The organism is Pseudomonas sp. WOUb67, from assembly GCF_050058005.1.
Taxonomy (GTDB): domain Bacteria; phylum Pseudomonadota; class Gammaproteobacteria; order Pseudomonadales; family Pseudomonadaceae; genus Aquipseudomonas; species Aquipseudomonas putida_R.
The window spans coordinates 5183337-5203404 of the sequence record NZ_CP170112.1; the positions used below are offsets into that span (position 1 = coordinate 5183337).

15 protein-coding genes, 2 tRNA genes and 3 rRNA genes are annotated in these 20068 nt (G+C 60.3%); 12 read left to right on the forward strand and 8 right to left on the reverse strand.

Annotation, left to right across the window (positions count from 1 at the left end; genetic code table 11):
- Positions 1-165: 165 nt before the first annotated feature.
- From rrf to ABOC32_RS23005, 5 genes are all read right to left on the reverse strand, one after another.
- Positions 166-281: ribosomal RNA gene (rrf, locus tag ABOC32_RS22985) — 5S ribosomal RNA — on the reverse strand.
- Positions 282-415: 134 nt separating this feature from the next.
- A 23S ribosomal RNA gene (locus ABOC32_RS22990) occupies positions 416-3308 on the reverse strand.
- A gap of 244 nt (positions 3309-3552) precedes the next feature.
- Positions 3553-3628 (reverse strand) — tRNA-Ala (locus ABOC32_RS22995).
- 36 nt (positions 3629-3664) lie between these two features.
- Positions 3665-3741, reverse strand: a tRNA-Ile gene (locus ABOC32_RS23000).
- 87 nt (positions 3742-3828) lie between these two features.
- Positions 3829-5365 (reverse strand): 16S ribosomal RNA (locus ABOC32_RS23005).
- The 16S, 23S and 5S rRNA genes sit together here with 2 tRNA genes alongside, the layout of an rRNA operon.
- 473 nt (positions 5366-5838) lie before the next feature.
- Between ABOC32_RS23005 and rhtA the strand changes: the two genes are divergently transcribed.
- Positions 5839-6726 carry a threonine/homoserine exporter RhtA gene (rhtA, locus tag ABOC32_RS23010; RefSeq protein WP_426808999.1) on the forward strand — a complete coding sequence of 296 codons (888 nt, stop codon included), beginning with the start codon at positions 5839-5841 and terminating at the stop codon, positions 6724-6726.
- 190 nt (positions 6727-6916) lie between these two features.
- Positions 6917-7198 carry a hypothetical protein gene (locus tag ABOC32_RS23015; protein ID WP_086974218.1) on the forward strand — a complete coding sequence of 94 codons (282 nt, stop codon included), beginning with the start codon at positions 6917-6919 and terminating at the stop codon, positions 7196-7198.
- A gap of 40 nt (positions 7199-7238) precedes the next feature.
- Here the strand turns inward: ABOC32_RS23015 and ABOC32_RS23020 are convergent, their stop codons facing one another.
- Positions 7239-9047, reverse strand: coding sequence for an aminopeptidase P family protein (locus tag ABOC32_RS23020; RefSeq protein ID WP_426809000.1), 1809 nt, complete (start codon positions 9045-9047; stop codon positions 7239-7241).
- Positions 9048-9267: 220 nt separating this feature from the next.
- Here ABOC32_RS23020 and ABOC32_RS23025 point away from each other — a divergent pair, with 220 nt between their 5' ends.
- Together ABOC32_RS23025 and ABOC32_RS23030 are read left to right on the forward strand one after the other, a co-directional pair.
- Positions 9268-10386 carry a DUF3182 family protein gene (locus tag ABOC32_RS23025; RefSeq protein ID WP_426809001.1) on the forward strand — a complete coding sequence of 373 codons (1119 nt, stop codon included), beginning with the start codon at positions 9268-9270 and terminating at the stop codon, positions 10384-10386.
- Positions 10370-11140, forward strand: a complete 771-nt coding sequence (locus tag ABOC32_RS23030; RefSeq protein WP_426809002.1) for an alpha/beta hydrolase family protein — start codon at positions 10370-10372, stop codon at positions 11138-11140. The genes ABOC32_RS23025 and ABOC32_RS23030 overlap by 17 nt, the downstream gene beginning before the upstream one ends.
- Here the strand turns inward: ABOC32_RS23030 and ABOC32_RS23035 are convergent.
- Positions 11119-11499 (reverse strand): antibiotic biosynthesis monooxygenase, encoded by a 381-nt coding sequence (locus tag ABOC32_RS23035; RefSeq protein WP_426809003.1) that lies wholly within the window; start codon positions 11497-11499, stop codon positions 11119-11121. The two genes, ABOC32_RS23030 and ABOC32_RS23035, sit on opposite strands and share 22 nt — an antisense overlap.
- A gap of 173 nt (positions 11500-11672) precedes the next feature.
- Here ABOC32_RS23035 and ABOC32_RS23040 point away from each other — a divergent pair, with 173 nt between their 5' ends.
- A complete protein-coding gene (locus tag ABOC32_RS23040; protein WP_426809004.1) occupies positions 11673-12221 on the forward strand; it encodes a cysteine hydrolase family protein in 549 nt (182 codons plus the stop codon).
- A 36-nt stretch (positions 12222-12257) separates the two neighbouring features.
- On the opposite strand, the gene ABOC32_RS23045 is transcribed toward ABOC32_RS23040, so the two are convergent.
- Positions 12258-12821, reverse strand: coding sequence for a helix-turn-helix domain-containing protein (locus tag ABOC32_RS23045; RefSeq protein ID WP_426809005.1), 564 nt, complete (start codon positions 12819-12821; stop codon positions 12258-12260).
- Positions 12822-12904: 83 nt separating this feature from the next.
- Here ABOC32_RS23045 and ABOC32_RS23050 point away from each other — a divergent pair, with 83 nt between their 5' ends.
- The 7 genes from ABOC32_RS23050 to ABOC32_RS23080 all read left to right on the forward strand — a co-directional run bounded on the left by ABOC32_RS23050 (position 12905) and on the right by ABOC32_RS23080 (position 20062).
- Entirely contained in the window at positions 12905-13855 is a 951-nt protein-coding gene (locus ABOC32_RS23050) for a DMT family transporter (protein ID WP_426809006.1), read from the forward strand.
- Positions 13856-14004: 149 nt separating this feature from the next.
- On the forward strand, positions 14005-16920 hold the full coding sequence (locus tag ABOC32_RS23055; RefSeq protein WP_426809007.1) for a monovalent cation/H+ antiporter subunit A: 2916 nt from the start codon (positions 14005-14007) through the stop codon (positions 16918-16920).
- Positions 16920-17264, forward strand: coding sequence for a Na+/H+ antiporter subunit C (locus tag ABOC32_RS23060; RefSeq protein WP_003250128.1), 345 nt, complete (start codon positions 16920-16922; stop codon positions 17262-17264). The genes ABOC32_RS23055 and ABOC32_RS23060 overlap by 1 nt, the downstream gene beginning before the upstream one ends.
- Positions 17261-18940: a monovalent cation/H+ antiporter subunit D gene (locus tag ABOC32_RS23065; protein WP_426809008.1), complete on the forward strand. Its 1680-nt coding sequence runs from the start codon at positions 17261-17263 to the stop codon at positions 18938-18940. The genes ABOC32_RS23060 and ABOC32_RS23065 overlap by 4 nt, the downstream gene beginning before the upstream one ends.
- Positions 18937-19425 (forward strand): Na+/H+ antiporter subunit E, encoded by a 489-nt coding sequence (locus tag ABOC32_RS23070; protein WP_426809009.1) that lies wholly within the window; start codon positions 18937-18939, stop codon positions 19423-19425. The genes ABOC32_RS23065 and ABOC32_RS23070 overlap by 4 nt, the downstream gene beginning before the upstream one ends.
- Positions 19422-19700: a K+/H+ antiporter subunit F gene (locus ABOC32_RS23075; RefSeq protein WP_003259015.1), complete on the forward strand. Its 279-nt coding sequence runs from the start codon at positions 19422-19424 to the stop codon at positions 19698-19700. The genes ABOC32_RS23070 and ABOC32_RS23075 overlap by 4 nt, the downstream gene beginning before the upstream one ends.
- Entirely contained in the window at positions 19697-20062 is a 366-nt protein-coding gene (locus ABOC32_RS23080; RefSeq protein WP_016500629.1) for a Na+/H+ antiporter subunit G, read from the forward strand. The genes ABOC32_RS23075 and ABOC32_RS23080 overlap by 4 nt, the downstream gene beginning before the upstream one ends.
- The last annotated feature ends 6 nt before the right edge of the window (positions 20063-20068 follow it).

Here is a 20068-nt window from a genome sequence, read left to right on the forward strand (position 1 = left end):
CTGTTTGTCTGGAAAACCGGGGATGCGGGTTTTGCGGCCGCTTCGCGCCCGATCGCGACACAAGGCCGCTCCTACAGGGCACCGCACAAGGCTGCTGGATTGGTTTTTCGACCAAAAAGACAAAACCCCTACCTGCATGCGCAGATAGGGGTTTTGCGAAATGAATCTTGACGATGACCTACTCTCACATGGGGAAACCCCACACTACCATCGGCGATGCATCGTTTCACTACTGAGTTCGGGATGGGATCAGGTGGTTCCAATGCTCTATGGTCGTCAAGAAATTCTGTAGCCAGAATGTCCAGATGGACAGCCCAGCGAATTCGGATATGCGATATTTGTGGTTTGTTGCGAACTTTCGGTTCGTATCATCTTCACCACCGCAATCTGCGTTAGCAAATTGCTTGGGTGTTATATGGTCAAGCCTCACGGGCAATTAGTATTGGTTAGCTCAACGCCTCACAGCGCTTACACACCCAACCTATCAACGTCGTAGTCTTCGACGGCCCTTTAGGGGATTCAAGATCCCAGTGAGATCTCATCTTGAGGCAAGTTTCCCGCTTAGATGCTTTCAGCGGTTATCTCTTCCGAACATAGCTACCCGGCAATGCCACTGGCGTGACAACCGGAACACCAGAGGTTCGTCCACTCCGGTCCTCTCGTACTAGGAGCAGCCCCTCTCAAATCTCAAACGTCCACGGCAGATAGGGACCGAACTGTCTCACGACGTTCTAAACCCAGCTCGCGTACCACTTTAAATGGCGAACAGCCATACCCTTGGGACCGGCTTCAGCCCCAGGATGTGATGAGCCGACATCGAGGTGCCAAACACCGCCGTCGATATGAACTCTTGGGCGGTATCAGCCTGTTATCCCCGGAGTACCTTTTATCCGTTGAGCGATGGCCCTTCCATACAGAACCACCGGATCACTAAGACCTACTTTCGTACCTGCTCGACGTGTGTGTCTCGCAGTCAAGCGCGCTTTTGCCTTTATACTCTACGACCGATTTCCGACCGGTCTGAGCGCACCTTCGTACTCCTCCGTTACTCTTTGGGAGGAGACCGCCCCAGTCAAACTACCCACCATACACTGTCCTCGATCCGGATAACGGACCTGAGTTAGAACCTCAAAGTTGCCAGGGTGGTATTTCAAGGATGGCTCCATGAGAACTGGCGTCCCCACTTCAAAGCCTCCCACCTATCCTACACAAGCAAATTCAAAGTCCAGTGCAAAGCTATAGTAAAGGTTCACGGGGTCTTTCCGTCTAGCCGCGGATACACTGCATCTTCACAGCGATTTCAATTTCACTGAGTCTCGGGTGGAGACAGCGCCGCCATCGTTACGCCATTCGTGCAGGTCGGAACTTACCCGACAAGGAATTTCGCTACCTTAGGACCGTTATAGTTACGGCCGCCGTTTACCGGGGCTTCGATCAAGAGCTTCGCTTGCGCTAACCCCATCAATTAACCTTCCGGCACCGGGCAGGCGTCACACCCTATACGTCCACTTTCGTGTTTGCAGAGTGCTGTGTTTTTAATAAACAGTCGCAGCGGCCTGGTATCTTCGACCGGCATGGGCTTACGGAGCAAGTCCTTGACCCTCGCCGGCGCACCTTCTCCCGAAGTTACGGTGCCATTTTGCCTAGTTCCTTCACCCGAGTTCTCTCAAGCGCCTTGGTATTCTCTACCTAACCACCTGTGTCGGTTTGGGGTACGGTTCCCAGTTATCTGAAGCTTAGGAGCTTTTCTTGGAAGCATGGTATCAACCACTTCGTCGCCTAAAGGCAACTCGTCATCAGCTCTCGGCCTTGGAATCCCGGATTTGCCTAAGATTCCAGCCTACCACCTTAAACCTGGACAACCAACGCCAGGCTGGCCTAACCTTCTCCGTCCCTCCATCGCAATAACTGGAAGTACAGGAATATTAACCTGTTTTCCATCGACTACGCTTTTCAGCCTCGCCTTAGGGACCGACTAACCCTGCGTCGATTAACGTTGCGCAGGAAACCTTGGTCTTTCGGCGTGCGAGTTTTTCACTCGCATTGTCGTTACTCATGTCAGCATTCGCACTTCTGATACCTCCAGCAAGCTTCTCAACTCACCTTCACAGGCTTACAGAACGCTCCTCTACCGCATCACCAAAAGGTGATACCCGTAGCTTCGGTGCATGGTTTGAGCCCCGTTACATCTTCCGCGCAGGCCGACTCGACTAGTGAGCTATTACGCTTTCTTTAAAGGGTGGCTGCTTCTAAGCCAACCTCCTAGCTGTCTAAGCCTTCCCACATCGTTTCCCACTTAACCATGACTTTGGGACCTTAGCTGACGGTCTGGGTTGTTTCCCTTTTCACGACGGACGTTAGCACCCGCCGTGTGTCTCCCATGCTCGGCACTTGTAGGTATTCGGAGTTTGCATCGGTTTGGTAAGTCGGGATGACCCCCTAGCCGAAACAGTGCTCTACCCCCTACAGTGATACATGAGGCGCTACCTAAATAGCTTTCGAGGAGAACCAGCTATCTCCGAGCTTGATTAGCCTTTCACTCCGATCCACAGGTCATCCGCTAACTTTTCAACGGTAGTCGGTTCGGTCCTCCAGTCAGTGTTACCTAACCTTCAACCTGCCCATGGATAGATCGCCCGGTTTCGGGTCTATACCCAGCGACTAAACGCCCTATTAAGACTCGCTTTCGCTACGCCTCCCCTATTCGGTTAAGCTCGCCACTGAATATAAGTCGCTGACCCATTATACAAAAGGTACGCAGTCACCTAACAAAGTAGGCTCCCACTGCTTGTACGCATACGGTTTCAGGATCTATTTCACTCCCCTCTCCGGGGTTCTTTTCGCCTTTCCCTCACGGTACTAGTTCACTATCGGTCAGTCAGTAGTATTTAGCCTTGGAGGATGGTCCCCCCATATTCAGACAAAGTTTCTCGTGCTCCGTCCTACTCGATTTCATTGACAAGAGATTTTCGTGTACGGGGCTATCACCCACTATGGCCGCACTTTCCAGAGCGTTCCACTAATCTCAAACCAACTTAAGGGCTGGTCCCCGTTCGCTCGCCACTACTAAGGGAATCTCGGTTGATTTCTTTTCCTCAGGGTACTTAGATGTTTCAGTTCCCCTGGTTCGCCTCTTGCACCTATGTATTCAGTACAAGATAACCAGCTTGTGCTGGCTGGGTTCCCCCATTCAGAGATCTCTGGATCACAGTCTGTTTGCCGACTCCCCAAAGCTTATCGCAGGCTACCACGTCTTTCATCGCCTCTGACTGCCAAGGCATCCACCGTATGCGCTTCTTCACTTGACCATATAACCCCAAGCAATCTGGTTATACTGTGAAGACGACATTCGCCGAAAATTCGCACGCTGCTCTTTCGAGCAGAACTCACAAATTTTACCTTAGCCTGATCACACACCAGTGAAAGTGCATGTCAGTCTATTTCTATCACATATCCGAATTTTTAAAGAACGATCTGACAAAAGTCAGAAATCAACATTCATCAACGAATGTTCATTTCTAATTTCTGGCAAGTGACTGAGTACAGCGAAAGTGGTGGAGCCAAGCGGGATCGAACCGCTGACCTCCTGCGTGCAAGGCAGGCGCTCTCCCAGCTGAGCTATGGCCCCGTCTATCTGTTACAACAGCATGGCTAAACCATGTAATGGTAGGTCTGGGCAGATTTGAACTGCCGACCTCACCCTTATCAGGGGTGCGCTCTAACCAACTGAGCTACAGACCTATAACAGGGTCGCGTTACAGCATCGTCTTTATACAAGTGAATCAAGCAATTCGTGTGGGAGCTCATCAGCAGGCTGATGTCGTCGATTAAGGAGGTGATCCAGCCGCAGGTTCCCCTACGGCTACCTTGTTACGACTTCACCCCAGTCATGAATCACACCGTGGTAACCGTCCTCCCGAAGGTTAGACTAGCTACTTCTGGTGCAACCCACTCCCATGGTGTGACGGGCGGTGTGTACAAGGCCCGGGAACGTATTCACCGCGACATTCTGATTCGCGATTACTAGCGATTCCGACTTCACGCAGTCGAGTTGCAGACTGCGATCCGGACTACGATCGGTTTTGTGAGATTAGCTCCACCTCGCGGCTTGGCAACCCTCTGTACCGACCATTGTAGCACGTGTGTAGCCCAGGCCGTAAGGGCCATGATGACTTGACGTCATCCCCACCTTCCTCCGGTTTGTCACCGGCAGTCTCCTTAGAGTGCCCACCATAACGTGCTGGTAACTAAGGACAAGGGTTGCGCTCGTTACGGGACTTAACCCAACATCTCACGACACGAGCTGACGACAGCCATGCAGCACCTGTGTCAGAGTTCCCGAAGGCACCAATCCATCTCTGGAAAGTTCTCTGCATGTCAAGGCCTGGTAAGGTTCTTCGCGTTGCTTCGAATTAAACCACATGCTCCACCGCTTGTGCGGGCCCCCGTCAATTCATTTGAGTTTTAACCTTGCGGCCGTACTCCCCAGGCGGTCAACTTAATGCGTTAGCTGCGCCACTAAAATCTCAAGGATTCCAACGGCTAGTTGACATCGTTTACGGCGTGGACTACCAGGGTATCTAATCCTGTTTGCTCCCCACGCTTTCGCACCTCAGTGTCAGTATCAGTCCAGGTGGTCGCCTTCGCCACTGGTGTTCCTTCCTATATCTACGCATTTCACCGCTACACAGGAAATTCCACCACCCTCTACCGTACTCTAGCTTGCCAGTTTTGGATGCAGTTCCCAGGTTGAGCCCGGGGCTTTCACATTCAACTTAACAAACCACCTACGCGCGCTTTACGCCCAGTAATTCCGATTAACGCTTGCACCCTCTGTATTACCGCGGCTGCTGGCACAGAGTTAGCCGGTGCTTATTCTGTCGGTAACGTCAAAACACTAACGTATTAGGTTAATGCCCTTCCTCCCAACTTAAAGTGCTTTACAATCCGAAGACCTTCTTCACACACGCGGCATGGCTGGATCAGGCTTTCGCCCATTGTCCAATATTCCCCACTGCTGCCTCCCGTAGGAGTCTGGACCGTGTCTCAGTTCCAGTGTGACTGATCATCCTCTCAGACCAGTTACGGATCGTCGCCTTGGTGAGCCATTACCTCACCAACTAGCTAATCCGACCTAGGCTCATCTGATAGCGCAAGGCCCGAAGGTCCCCTGCTTTCTCCCGTAGGACGTATGCGGTATTAGCGTTCCTTTCGAAACGTTGTCCCCCACTACCAGGCAGATTCCTAGGCATTACTCACCCGTCCGCCGCTGAATCGAAGAGCAAGCTCTTCTCATCCGCTCGACTTGCATGTGTTAGGCCTGCCGCCAGCGTTCAATCTGAGCCATGATCAAACTCTTCAGTTCAATACTACTTGGGTTTTTAAGAAACCCTAAACTTGGCTCAGCAATCTCAAATGACTATGTGATTTCTCGCATGGTCACTTGTGATGCTGATAATCTTTTTGACTATCAGTCCGTACTCACAAGCACCCACACGAATTGCTTGATTCAATTTGTTAAAGAGCGTTTGGTTAAGAGCTTTTCGTCTCAACCGAGGCGCGCATTCTACGCTTTCCTCAGAGCCTGTCAAGCGTTTATTTTGAAGTTTTTTGCGAGAAACTCGTTTAGCTTCAAACACTTGACTCAACCGGGCGGCTAGCTTTACTTCGCTACCCCGTTGGAATGGTGCGCATTATAGGGCGCTCATTACGCAGGTCAACCTTTAATTTCAATGATTTGAAATATTTGTGGCGAAGCCACCTGAGGGCTATCACGCGCCCCAGCAATTGCGCACTATATTGCTCATCCCTACCCCGCCCAAGGATCGCCGCACCTCAATGAACACCCAACCCCGCAGCCTGGCCGCTACCCTCTTTCCGATCGGCCTGCTGCTTATCGCCATGGCATCGATCCAGTCCGGAGCCTCCCTGGCCAAAAGCATGTTCCCCATCATCGGCGCACAAGGCACGACCACCCTGCGCCTGCTCTTCGCCAGCATCATCATGCTGCTTATATTGCGCCCATGGCGGGTTCGCATGACCGCCACGACCCTGCGCAACGTGGTCATCTATGGCATGGCGCTGGGCGGGATGAACTTCCTCTTCTATATGGCCCTGCAAACAGTGCCGATCGGCATCGCCGTGGCCCTGGAGTTCACCGGCCCACTGGCAGTGGCGATCTTCTCCTCGCGCAGGCCGATCGACTTCCTGTGGATTGCCCTGGCCATCGCCGGCCTGTTGCTGTTGCTGCCGGCTGGCCACAGCGGCCAGGCACTCGACCCGGTGGGCGCTGCTTACGCCTTGGGCGCAGGTGTATGCTGGGCCCTCTATATTCTGTTCGGGCAACGCGCCGGGGCCGAGCACGGTATCCAGAGTGCAGCCTTGGGGGTGGTAGTCGCCGCCCTGTTCGTCGCCCCCATCGGTATCGCCCACGCGGGCAGCGCACTGCTCACACCTGCGCTGATCCCCATGGCGCTAGCCGTTGCAGTGTTGTCCACCGCCCTGCCCTACAGCCTGGAGATGGTTGCCCTCACGCGTATCCCGGCACGCACCTTCGGCACCTTGATGAGCATCGAACCGGCTTTTGGTGCATTGTCCGGCCTGCTGTTCCTCGGCGAGGTGCTGACGCTCACCCAATGGCTGGCGATCGGGGCAATCATCGCCGCGTCGGTCGGCACGACCCTGTCCATGCGCAAGGAGCCCACCCCGGCTGTCGCAGCAGACTGATATGAGAAATATTTTCATTTGAGACAGGATTAGTGATTGTAGCCGCCCGTTTCGCTGATTAAGCTGTCACAGAATCATCATCTTTACGCTATCTACTAGACCGAACACGGATGCTGGGGATATTTCAGGAAGAAGCAAAGCGATAACGACAGGGCCAGGCAGCTGATCCGCCCTGCATTTAAGGACAGGAATGAAACGTATTTTTCTCATCCTGGCCATCTTGGCTATTGCTGGATGTGCCGCCACAGCCAAGACTGAGGTCAAAAGGGGCAAGAAGGGCCTGCATATCAATTGCTCCGGCCTTTCCTCTTCATGGGACAACTGCTACAGCAAGGCCGCGACCTCCTGCAGCACACGCGGCTATCGGGTCATTGCTCGCTCGGGCGATAGCGACGAAGAGGCCGGTGACTACTTGTTCGGCATCAACCCGGCGGGCTACACCAGCCGCAGCATGATCGTCATCTGCAAGTAGAAAGAAGGGCAGCTCACAGGCTGCCCTTTTTCATTTGCCCTTAGAGGGGCGCGGTACGCACCTGCAGCCAGGCCAGCGCATCCCCCTTGAGCAGCGGCGCCAGACGCTCGCGCACGTTCGCGTGATAGCCATTCAGCCACTCCACCTCTTCCCTGGCCAGCAGCTCGGGCAACAGGCAGCGGGTATCGATCGGGCACAGCGTCAAGGTCTCGAAGCGCAGGAAGTCGCCGAAGGCACTCTTGCCCGCCTCACGGTTGACCACCAGGTTCTCGATACGGACACCCCACTGCCCCGGGCGGTACGTACCCGGCTCGATCGAGCTGATCATGCCCGCCTGCATCGCCGTTTGCGGCCCAGGAGCTGCCTGGTAGGCAATCACTTGCGGCCCCTCATGCACGTTCATGAAGTAGCCAACCCCGTGCCCGGTACCGTGGCCATAATCGACCTGATCAGCCCAGATCGGCGCCCGGGCAATGGCATCCAGCAGCGGCGACAGCACCCCTCGCGGGAAGGTGGCACGCGACAGGGCGATCATGCCCTTGAGGACCCGGGTGCAGTCCTGCTTCTGTGCGTGGCTGGGGTTACCGACGGGCACCATGCGGGTGATGTCGGTGGTGCCACCCAGGTATTGCCCGCCGGAGTCGATCAATAGCAAGCCATCCCCCTCGATGACCGCATGCGACTGCTCGGTGGCACGGTAATGCGGCATGGCACCATTGCCATTGAAGGCGGCAATGGTCGAAAAGCTCAGCGACACGAAGTTCGGGCGCCGGGCACGTGCGGCGCTCAGTTGCTCGTCAACCGTCAGCTCGGTAATGACCTCCTGGCCGAGGTTGGCCTCGAACCAGGCGAAGAACTCGCACAAGGCGGCGCCGTCTTGCTCCATGACCTGGCGGATGTGCACAAGGTCTTCATCGCCTTTGCATGACTTGCTCAGGGTGGTGGGGTTGAGCCCCTCTACCAGCATCACCTCGGCAGGCAGGCTCTCCAGCAATCCACAGGTGACCCGTGCGGGGTCCAGCAGCAACCGGCTCCCGACCGGGACAGCGCCGAGCGCCTTGCCAGCTTCGCTGTAGTCGCGCACCTCGATACCGTCGACCGCCAGCACTTGACGCAAGTGTGTGTCGACCTTGTCCTGGCCCACGAACAGGATGGCCTGCTGCTGACTGATCAAGGCAAAGGCCAGGAAGACCGGGTTGTACGAAACATCGCTGCCACGCAGGTTGAACAGCCAGGCAATGTCATCAAGTGTTGCAATAAAGTGCCAGTCGGCCCCTTTGGCCTGGATGCCCTGGCGCAATTGCGCGAGCTTTTCTGCCCGGTTGACCGTGGCGTGCGGCGGCAAGTGCTGGTACACCGGATTGGCTGGTAGCACCGGGCGCCCGTCCCAAACCTGGTTTAGCAGGTCCTTGTCGGTCACCAGCTGTGCCCCACGCGCCTTCAGCCGCTCACCCAACTGGCGCGCCGAAGCCAGGGCCATGACCGCACCATCCACCGCGACGTTGCCGTTGGGCTCGACATTATCGCCCAGCCATTCCAACGCCCCGGGCTTGCCTGGCGAGAGCTTCATCAGTTCGATACCGCTGCCGGCCAGCTCGTAATCCGCCTGTTCCCAGTACCGGCTATCGACCCACAAGCCCGCAAAGCCGGGCGTGACGACCAGCGTGCCAACCGAGCCGTGAAAACCCGACAGCCACTGGCGCCCCTGCCAGTAACCGGGCAGGTATTCGGAAAGGTGAGGGTCGGCCGAGGGCACCAGCAAGGCATCGATGCCCTCTGCGGCCATGGCCTGACGCACGCGCGCCAAACGCTGCGGCACGCTTTGTTCAAGTGTGGTCTGGACGTTCATGCGCTCTCCTGCGGCTACATCACGGTTGATCCAATACGCTGATAATGGAACAGCCGCCAGAGCCCTGCAATCGCGAAGACCAGGACACGGCATGCATTGCCCGCCACGCCCTGTGCCATCAGGACGCTTCCTGCAAAAGGGCCAGGACCACCGATCAAGTTCCGCTGAACTTCCCCAGGACACTGGCTTCACACACAGTACATTCATTGCACACAGGCAAATGACCATGCCCAGTGCCAGCGAACCGAAAGCCGGCGTAGTGCTGCTCGACACCCGCGAACACACGCCTGACCATGAGCACGGCGCGCACCTCAAGCTTGCCGATGGCCTGGCCCACCTGCTGGGTTGCCCTCATATACAGCCCAGTCAGCAGCCCGCCGCCGCCGATGGCTACTATTACCTGCCTACCGAGACCCTGATAGACCCAAAGCGCTATGCCGCCCTGGGCATTCTCAACGAACAGGACCTGTTTGGCGGGCTGGTGCCACACCCCTACATGGCGACCAAGGCGATCTCCCACCCGCTGCCGGCCGGGGCCAGCTTCCCCCCCGGCTGGACCGATGCCTTCGCCGTGCAGGCAAGCGACGCTCTGCTGCGCGGCTATACCGTGTTCAGCAAGGCCGATGCGCGCACCGCCGCACAGTTGCTGCTGCTTGATGGCGCTGTGCGGGTCAAGCCCGTGCTGGCCTGCGCAGGCCGCGGGCAGCAGGTCATCACCACTGCAGACGCGCTAGAGCCGCTGCTGGCGGGCGTGGATGACCAGATGCTGGCGCTGTGGGGGCTGGTGCTCGAAGAAGATTTGAGCGACGTAGAAACCTTCAGCGTCGGCCAGGTACGCGTGGCCGGGCTGACCTGCAGCTATCACGGCACCCAGCAATTGACGCACGACCATCAGGGCACCGAGGTGTACGGCGGCTCCGACCTGGTGGTGGTACGTGGCGACTACCAGGCGTTGCTGCAACTTCCTCTGGAAGACCACCTGCGCCTGGCCATCAACCAGGCCATCGCCTACGAGCAGGCTGCCGAGCAACACTTCCCCGGTTTCATCGCCTCGCGGCGCAACTACGACATTGCGCGCGGACTGAACCCCCAGGGCCACCTGCGCAGCGGCGTGCTCGAACAATCCTGGCGCCTGGGCGGTGCCAGCAGTGCCGAGCTGTTGGCCTTGCAGGCATTTGCCGATGACCCGGCATTGCAGCGGGTGCGCGCATCCACCCATGAAGTGTTCGGCACCCCCGACCTGCCCGCCGACGCCACCCTCTTCTACCAAGGAAACGACAGTGAACTCGGACAACTCAGCAAATTTGCACGGATTCGCGAACATGGCCGTTCAGAGTGAAACCGTTGAACTGCAAGTCGACAAAGACAGCATTGTCGGCACCCTGGTCAGCCCAGGCAGCAAGATGCCGGGCATCCTCTTCGTCCACGGCTGGGGCGGTAGCCAGCAGCGTGATCTGGCCCGTGCCCGGCACATCACCGGGCTGGGCTGCGTGTGCATGACCTTCGACCTGCGCGGCCACGAAAAGACCGAAAGCCAACGCCTGACGGTCACCCGTGAACAGAACCTGCAGGACCTGTTGGTAGCCTACGACCGGCTGCTCAGCCATCCGGCCGTAGACAGCAGTGCCATCGCCATCATCGGCAGCAGCTATGGGGGATACCTGGCAACCTTGCTGACCCGCGAACGGCCAGTCAAATGGCTGGCCTTGCGGGTGCCGGCCATGTACTGGGACGACGAATGGAACACGCCCAAGCAAACCCTCGACCGCCAACGCCTGAACGCCTACCGCCAGCAATCGCTGGGCCCGGCGGATAACCGCGCGCTGGCGGCATGCGCAGAATTCGGCGGCGATGTGTTGCTGGTGGAGTCCGAGCAGGACGACTATGTGCCGCACAGCACGCTGATGAGCTACCGCTCGGCATTCGTCAGCGCCCATTCACTCACCCATCGCATCGTCGACGGTGCCGACCACGCACTGTCCAGCGAGGCGAGCCAGAAAGCCTACAGCTCGATCCTGGCCGCCTGGATCAGCGAAATGGTGATCGGTGCCCGCCTGGACCGCTACCCGCACTACGCCCCTTGGTACGCCTGAGGCTCACCCACCTCGCACTGCAGGCCACCATCGGCGCCACGCACCAGGCTGCGCAGGGTCTGGTAGGCGGCAAAGTTGACGCCACGCGCCTGATGTTGGCCCAGCAGCTCAAGGAAGGGTTCCTCGACGAAGTACACGGCCGCCGCCGCCCACGCCTGACGTGATTGCCATTGCAGGTATTGCAGCACCCGGCTGCCATCGTCACTGGCCTGGATGCTGACACCCTGCAGCCCTGCGCAGCGCGTGGCCAGCGCCTCGCTGCGCGCCACCAGCGCCTGGGCCAGCGCTTGCTGGCACAGGCTGGGCACTTCGTATTCGATCATCTGGGTGAACCACAGCGCATGGGGGTTGGCCGACATCGACGTTCTCCTGGTTACGGACGCATGCTTGGCAATGCCGAGCAGGGTAAAACCTCAAGTAAAGTCAAGGTCAAGCGCTTTCTGCCTACCTAGTGCCGATCGTGCCAATCCTCAAGTCTGTGCAAACAGCCTATAACTAACGTCTCACGACGACTACTGCCACAGGAGGCAGCATGAGCAAGCAGGCGCTGATCATCATCGACATCCAGAACGACTACTTCCCGGGCGGCAAGTGGACCCTCGATGGCGCCGACCAGGCGGCCGACAACGCCGCCCGGCTGCTGGCGGCGGCTCGCCAGCGCGGCGACCTGGTGGTGCATGTGCGGCATGAGTTCGACAGCGCCGATGCGCCATTTTTCGCGCCCGGTTCGCCGGGTGCGGCCATCCACACCAAGGTCGAGCCGGTGGCAGGTGAGCCGGTGGTGCTCAAGCACAAGGTCAACGCCTTCCTGGGCACCGACCTTGAGCACACGCTGGACCGGCATGGCGTCGAAGCCCTGACCATCGTTGGCAGCATGAGCCACATGTGCATCGATGCCGCCACCCGGGCCGCGGCCGACCTGGGCTACACGGTGACCGTGGCGCATGATGCCTGCGCGACCTTGCCGCTGGAGTTCGACGGCAAGCAGGTGCCGGCGGCGCAGGTGCATGATTCGGTGATGGCGGCCTTGGCGTTTGCCTATGCGTCGGTGGTGAAGACCGATGAGTTACTGAAAGGCTGATCGGCTTGAGATCTTTGGGGGCGCTCTGCGCCCCTGTCAAATCACAACATTGCGTACAAAGCGCACTGCCACCACCCCATCGTTGCGGTACGCATACCGGCAGTTGCTCGGGAACACATGGAACTGCCCCACCAGCAGCCGATGCTCAACCCCTTCGATGACCAGCGTCAGTTGCCCTTCTGCCACATAGATCTGCTCGCTCCAGCCTTCGGCATCTGCCTCGCTGGAATAGCACTCGCCCGGTGCCAGGGTCCACTCCCAAAGTTCCACCTCACGCCGTGCCGCACTGCTACCCAGCAGCACTGCCCTGCTCTGTGGGTATTCACCGGCCCAGGCCAGCTCCTCGATGCGCCCGGGGTCACGCTGGTCAGGCGCCTGGATCAAGGTGCTGAAAGCCACCCCCAAGGCCTCAGCGATCAGGTCGAGAGTGGTCAGACTGACGTTCTTCTCGCCCGCCTCGATTGCCACCAGCATCCGCCGGCTGACCCCTGAGCGCTCGGCCAATGCAGTCTGGCTCAGCCCGGCAGCGTTGCGCAGGCTGCGTACGTTGAGGCTGACATGTTGCAGCACCGATGCCCGATGCGAAGTATCTTTGTGCACTATATTGCTCACTGGTCGAGATTGCGCAGTATACTGCCCACTTTGCGGCGATTGTGCGCCGCCCCCTCCGAGTGCGCAAGACCATGAGCCAGGCCCGCAACAAACCGACCCCCACCGTTACCTTCCGCCTGAGCAAGGCTGAACTGGTGCTGGTGTTCATCACCATGTTGTGGGGCGGTACTTTCCTGCTGGTGCATAACGTGATGACCGTCAGCGGTCCGATGTTCTTCGTCGGCCTGCGCTTCGCTGCGGCAGCGCTGTTCGTAGGCGTGGTTTCGGCGCGGGCGTTGCCCGGGCTGACCCTCACCGAGCTCAAGGCCGGCATGCTGATCGGCGTGTCGATCATGCTCGGCTACGGCCTGCAAACCATGGGCCTGCAGACCATCAGCAGCAGCCAGTCGGCGTTCATCACGGCGCTGTACGTGCCGTTCGTGCCGCTGTTGCAGTGGCTGGTGCTGGGCCGCCGGCCCGGCCTGATGCCCAGCCTCGGCATTTGCCTGGCATTCATCGGCCTGATGCTGCTGGCCGGGCCGGAAGGCGGCAGCCTGCACTTCAGCGAGGGCGAGGTGGTTACCCTGGTCAGCGCCGTCGCCATCGCCGCCGAAATCATCCTGATCAGCCGTTACGCCGGTCAGGTTGATGTGCGCCGGGTCACCGTGGTGCAATTGGCGACCGCTTCGCTGCTGGCGTTCCTGATGATCGTGCCAACTCAGGAACGCATCCCCGACTTCTCCTGGCTGCTGCTGGCCAGCGCAGTAGGCCTGGGCGCCATGAGCGCGGTGATACAGGTAGCCATGAACTGGGCACAGAAATCGGTCTCGCCTACCCGCGCCACCCTCATCTATGCCGGTGAACCGGTGTGGGCCGGGATTGTCGGGCGCATCGCCGGCGAACGCCTGCCGGGTGTGGCGCTGCTCGGTGGCCTGCTCATCGTGATCGCGGTGATAGTCAGCGAACTCAAGGTACGCCGCCCCCGCGAAAGCGTCGAAGCACGCGACGTCCAGGGTGAAGGCGAGCGCCAGACCGGGCTGTAAAGATGACAACAGCGACTATGCTTTGTAAAAAACTGTTATAAAAAAACAGCTTGTCACAGCCTGTTTGTAGGATTCTGCGACAGCTTGCGTGTTGGTGATCACCCCCCCGGCACGTATGATCTTTGCAAACTTCTCCAGAATAGGCCCCTATGTCATTGATAGTGCTATTGCTTCTGCCGTTCGTGGGCAGTTGCCTGGCAGCCGTGCTGCCGCACAACGCACGTAACGCCGAGTCCATCCTTGCCGGGCTCGTGGCCCTGGTCGGCACCGTCCAGGTAGCACTGCTGTACCCTCAAATTGCCGACGGGGGCGTAATTCGCGAAGAATTCCTCTGGCTGCCCAGCCTGGGGTTGAACCTGGTACTGCGCATGGACGGCTTTGCCTGGCTGTTCTCGCTGCTGGTGCTGGGTATCGGCACGCTGGTGTCGCTGTATGCGCGCTACTACATGTCGCCACAGGACCCGGTCCCGCGCTTCTTCGCCTTCTTCCTGGCCTTCATGGGCGCCATGCTCGGCCTGGTCATCTCCGGCAACCTGATCCAGCTGGTGTTCTTCTGGGAGCTGACCAGCCTGTTCTCCTTCCTGCTGATCGGCTACTGGCACCACCGCGCAGACGCCCGGCGTGGCGCCTACATGGCGCTCATGGTGACCGGCGCGGGTGGCTTGTGCCTGCTGGTGGGTGCCCTGCTGCTCGGCCATGTGGTCGGCAGCTACGACCTGGACAAGGTCCTGGCTGCCGGCGACACCATCCGCCAGCATGCGCTGTACCCGGTGCTGCTACCCCTGATCCTCATCGGCGCCTTGAGCAAAAGCGCACAGTTCCCCTTCCATTTCTGGCTGCCCCATGCCATGGCAGCGCCCACCCCGGTATCGGCCTATCTGCACTCTGCCACCATGGTCAAGGCCGGGGTGTTCCTGCTGGCGCGCTTCTGGCCGGTGTTGTCGGGCAGCGAAGAGTGGTTCTGGATCGTCGGCGGTGCCGGTGCCCTCACCCTGCTGCTCGGCGCTTTCGCCGCCATGTTCCAGAACGACCTCAAAGGCCTGCTGGCCTATTCGACCATCAGCCACCTGGGCCTGATCACCCTGCTGCTGGGCCTGAACAGCCCGCTGGCCGCGGTCGCCGCCGTGTTCCACATTCTCAACCACGCTACCTTCAAGGCCTCGCTGTTCATGGCCGCCGGCATCATCGACCACGAGAGCGGCACCCGTGACATCCGCCGCCTCAGCGGCCTGATCCGCCTGGTACCGTACACTGCCACCCTGGCCATGGTGGCCAGCGCCTCCATGGCCGGCGTGCCGCTGATGAATGGCTTCCTGTCCAAGGAGATGTTCTTCGCCGAAACGGTGTTCATCAGCTCCACTGCCTGGGTCGAAGCAACACTGCCGGTTATCGCCACCCTGGCGGGTACCTTCAGCGTGGCCTACGCCTTGCGCTTTACCGTGGATGTGTTCTTCGGCCCCACCGCCCAGGACCTGCCCCACACCCCGCACGAGCCTCCACGCTGGATGCGTGCGCCGGTCGAGCTGCTGGTACTTACCTGCCTGGTGGTGGGCATCTTCCCCGCCCAGTCGGTTGGCCCGCTGCTGGCCGCCGCAGCCCTCCCCGTGGTAGGCGGTACCCTGCCGGAGTACAGCCTGGCCATCTGGCATGGCTGGAATGCTCCCCTGATCATGAGCCTGGTGGCGATGAGCGGCGGTATCGTGCTGTACCTGCTGCTGCGCAAGCAGCTGCGCCTGGGCCGCTTCCCGTACCCACCGGTGATCGAGCGCTTCAATGGCAAGCGCCTGTTCGAGCACGGGCTGGTGCACCTGATGCTGCTGGCCCGGCACGCAGAGCGCCTGCTCACTACCCGTCGCCTTCAGTCGCAGCTGTTCATGCTGGTGGTCGCCGCCTTCCTCGCCGGCCTCACGCCCATGCTCTACAGCGGGCTCAGCTGGGGCGACCGGCCCAAGATTCCGGGCTCGGGCGTGTTCGTCGCGCTATGGCTGATCGCCATCGCCTGCGCCATCGGCGCCGCCTACCAGGCCAAGTACCATCGCCTGGCGGCACTGATCATGGTCAGTGTCTGCGGCCTGATGACCTGCATCACCTTTGTCTGGTTCTCCGCACCCGACCTGGCCCTGACCCAGCTGGTGGTGGAAGTGGTCACCACGGTGCTGATCCTGCTGGGCCTGCGCTGGCTGCCACGGCGTATCGAAGGCGTGTCGCCGCTACCGGGCAGCCTGGAGCGTGCGCGCATGCGCCGCCTGCGCGACCTGCTGCTGGCAGTGCTGGTGGGTGGTGGCATGGCCGTGCTGTCTTACGCCATGCTGACCCGGCCGACGCCCAACGACATTTCCTCGTTCTACCTGAGCCGGGCGCTGCCCCAAGGCGGCGGCACCAACGTGGTCAATGTCATGCTGGTCGACTTCCGCGGCTTCGATACCCTCGGCGAAATCACCGTGTTGGTGGCCGTGGCGCTGACCGTGTTCGCCCTGCTGCGGCGCTTCCGCCCGCCGAAAGAGAGCATGCAGTTGCCGGCGCAACAACGTCAGCTCGCGCCGGATGTGGTCACCGACCTGATCAACCCGCGGCATGCCACCGACACTGCCCTGGGCTTCATGATGGTGCCTGCGGTGCTGGTACGCCTGCTGCTGCCCATCGCCCTGCTGGTGTCGATGTACCTGTTCATGCGTGGCCACAACCAGCCTGGCGGCGGCTTCGTCGCCGGCCTGGTGATGTCGGTGGCGTTCATCCTGCAGTACATGGTGGCTGGCACCCAGTGGGTAGAGGCGCAGATGAGCCTGCGCCCACTGCGCTGGATGGGCACCGGGTTGCTGTGCGCCACCCTGACCGGGGTCGGCGCCATGCTGCTGGGCTACCCGTTCCTGACCACCCATACCGCCCACTTGCACCTGCCGTTGCTCGGTGATGTGCACGTGGCCAGCGCGCTGTTCTTCGATGTTGGCGTGTACACCGTGGTGGTCGGCTCGACCCTGCTGATCCTCACTGCCCTGGCGCACCAGTCGGTGCGCGCCTACCGCCCGGGCAATTCATCGAAAACCAGTCAAGCAGGAGCCGCCTGATGGAAGAAGTCATCGCAGTCGCCATCGGCGTGCTGGCCGCCTCGGGGGTGTGGCTGATCCTGCGCCCGCGAACCTACCAGGTGATCATGGGCCTGTGCCTGCTGTCGTACGGCGTAAACCTGTTCATCTTCAGCATGGGCAGCCTGTTCATCGGCAAGGAACCGATTATCAAGGATGGCGTCACCCAGGACCTGCTGCACTACACCGACCCATTGCCGCAGGCTTTGGTGCTGACGGCCATCGTCATCAGCTTCGCCATGACCGCGCTGTTCCTGGTGGTGTTGCTGGCCTCTCGCGGCCTGACCGGTACCGACCACGTGGATGGCCGGGAGCGTGACGAATGAATGGCATGAGCCAACTGATTGTCGCGCCCATTCTGCTGCCACTGGTGACGGCGGCAGTGATGTTGCTGCTGGGTGAGAAACACCGGCATGTAAAAGCCCGGCTTAACCTGCTGTCGACCTTCGCCGGCCTGGCCATCGCGGTCAGCCTGCTGCTGTGGGTGCGCACCCAGGGCCAGGCGGAATCGATCGGTGTCTACCTGCCGGGCAACTGGCCAGCACCTTTCGGTATTGTCCTGGTGGTGGACCACCTGTCGGCACTGCTGCTGACCCTCACCGGGGTCATCGGTTTCAGCGCCCTGCTGTTTGCCCGCGCCCGCTGGGACGGTGCCGGCGCAAGCTTCCACGCGCTGTTCCAGATCCAGCTGATGGGCCTGTACGGCGCCTTCCTCACCGCCGACCTGTTCAACCTGTTCGTGTTCTTCGAAGTGCTGCTGGCAGCCTCCTATGGCTTGCTGCTGCATGGCTCGGGGCGCGCGCGGGTGCGGGCCGGCCTGCACTACATCGCCATCAACCTGTTCGCCTCGTCGCTGTTCCTGATCGGCGCGGCAATGCTGTATGGGGTAACCGGCACCCTGAACATGGCCGACCTGGCGCTGAAAATTCCGCTGGTACCGGAGGCCGACCGTGGCCTGCTGCATGCCGGCGCGGCGATCCTGGCCATGGCCTTCCTGGTCAAGGCCGGTATCTGGCCGCTGAACTTCTGGCTGGTCCCGGCCTACTCCTCGGCCAGCGCGCCGGTAGCTGCGTTGTTCGCCATCATGACCAAGGTCGGCCTGTACGCCCTGCTGCGCCTGTGGACCCTGCTGTTCTCCGGGCAGGCCGGGGCCTCGGCGCATTTCGGTGGCGAATGGCTGGTGTACGGTGGCCTGGTCACCCTGGCAGTGGCAGCAGTATCGATCCTGGCGGCACAACGCCTGGAACGCATGGCGGCGCTCAGCATCCTGGTCTCGGCAGGTACCCTGCTTGGCGCCGTCGGCTTTGCCCAGTCGGCGCTGACGGGTGCGGCGCTGTTCTACCTGGTCAACTCGACCCTGGCGCTGTGCGCGCTGTTCCTGCTCGCCGAACTGGTCGAACGCTCGCGCTCGGCCAATGAAGCGCCACTGGAGGATGAGGAAGGTGCCATGCCGCCGCCTCTGGAATCACTGCATCCGCCCAAAGGCATCAACCTCGACGATGAACAAAAAGCGGTGATCGGCCAGATTATCCCGTGGACCATGGCCTTCCTCGGCCTCAGCTTCATCGCCTGCGCCTTGCTGATCATCGGCATGCCGCCGCTGTCTGGCTTCGTCGGCAAGCTCAACCTCATCAGCGCATTGTTCAACCCACAGGGTCTGGGCGTGCCGGCCGAGCAGCCGCTGAGTGCAGCGGGCTGGGCCCTGGTCGCGCTGCTGATCCTGTCCGGCATGGCCTCGCTGATCGCCTTCGGCCGCGTCGGCATCCAGCGTTTCTGGAAGCCCGAGGAGCGCCCGTCGCCAGTGCTGCGCCGCTATGAGTGCCTGCCCATCGTCATCCTGCTTGGCCTGTGCATCATCCTCAGCCTCAAGGCCGAGCCTTTGCTGCGCTACACCCAGGACACCGCCGCCAGCCTGCAGGCCCCCAATGCCTATATCGAAGCCGTGATGGCCGCCCGGCCGATTCCTGGCCCCACCTCGCTCGACGTACAGGTGCAGCCATGAACCGACTGTTCCCCGCCCCGCTGCTATCGGTTTCGCTGTTCGGCCTGTGGCTGCTGCTGAACCTCTCGGTCAGCCCAGGTAACCTGTTGCTGGCTGCCGCACTTGGCGTGCTGGCGCCACTGCTGATGGCGCCACTGCGCCCACAGCATGCCCACGTGCGTCGGCCAATGGTCATCGTCCGGCTGATCGGCCGGGTAGGCATCGATGTGATCATGTCCAACCTGCTGGTGGCCCGTGGCGTGCTGCGTGCCGGCAAGCAACCACCACGCTCGGCGTTCGTGCACATTCCGCTGGCCCTGCACGATGCGCATGGGCTGGCGGCACTGTCGATGATCACCACGGTCGTGCCCGGCACGGTCTGGTCGGAGCTGGCGCTGGACCGCAGCGTATTGCTGCTGCATGTGTTCGACCTGGACGATGAGGCAGCTTTTATCCAGCACTTCAAGGACACCTATGAACGCCCGCTGATGGAGATATTCCAATGACAGGCCTGCTCGCCAATGCTGTCCTTGCCAGCCTGTTCATCTTCGCCTTGGCCATGGCCCTGGCGCTGATCCGGCTGTTCCGTGGCCCGTCCGCCCAGGACCGGGTGCTGGCGCTGGACTACCTGTACATCCTGGCCATGCTGACGATGCTGGTGCTGGGGATCCGTTATGCCAGTGACACCTATTTTGAAGGTGCCCTGCTGATTGCGCTGTTCGGCTTCGTCGGTTCGTTCGCCCTGGCCAAGTTCCTGCTGCGCGGTGAGGTGATCGAATGACCGAGACTCTGGTACTGCCCTTCTGGCTGGAAGTGGTCACCGCAGCGCTGCTGCTGACCGGCAGCCTGTTCGCGCTGGTGGGTGCGATAGGCCTGGTGCGCCTGAAAGACTACTTCCAGCGCATGCACCCGCCGGCGCTGGCTTCGACCATTGGCGCCTGGTGCGTGGCGCTGGCCTCGATCATCTACTTCTCGTGGCTCAAGGAAGCACCGGTACTGCACGCCTGGCTGATCCCCATCCTGCTGTCGATCACCGTGCCGGTGACCACGCTGCTGCTGGCCCGGGCGGCGTTGTTTCGCAAGCGCATGTCGAAAGAGCCAGTGCCTGAAGAAGTCAGCAGCGGCCGCGACCGCGGCAACTGAAGGGCC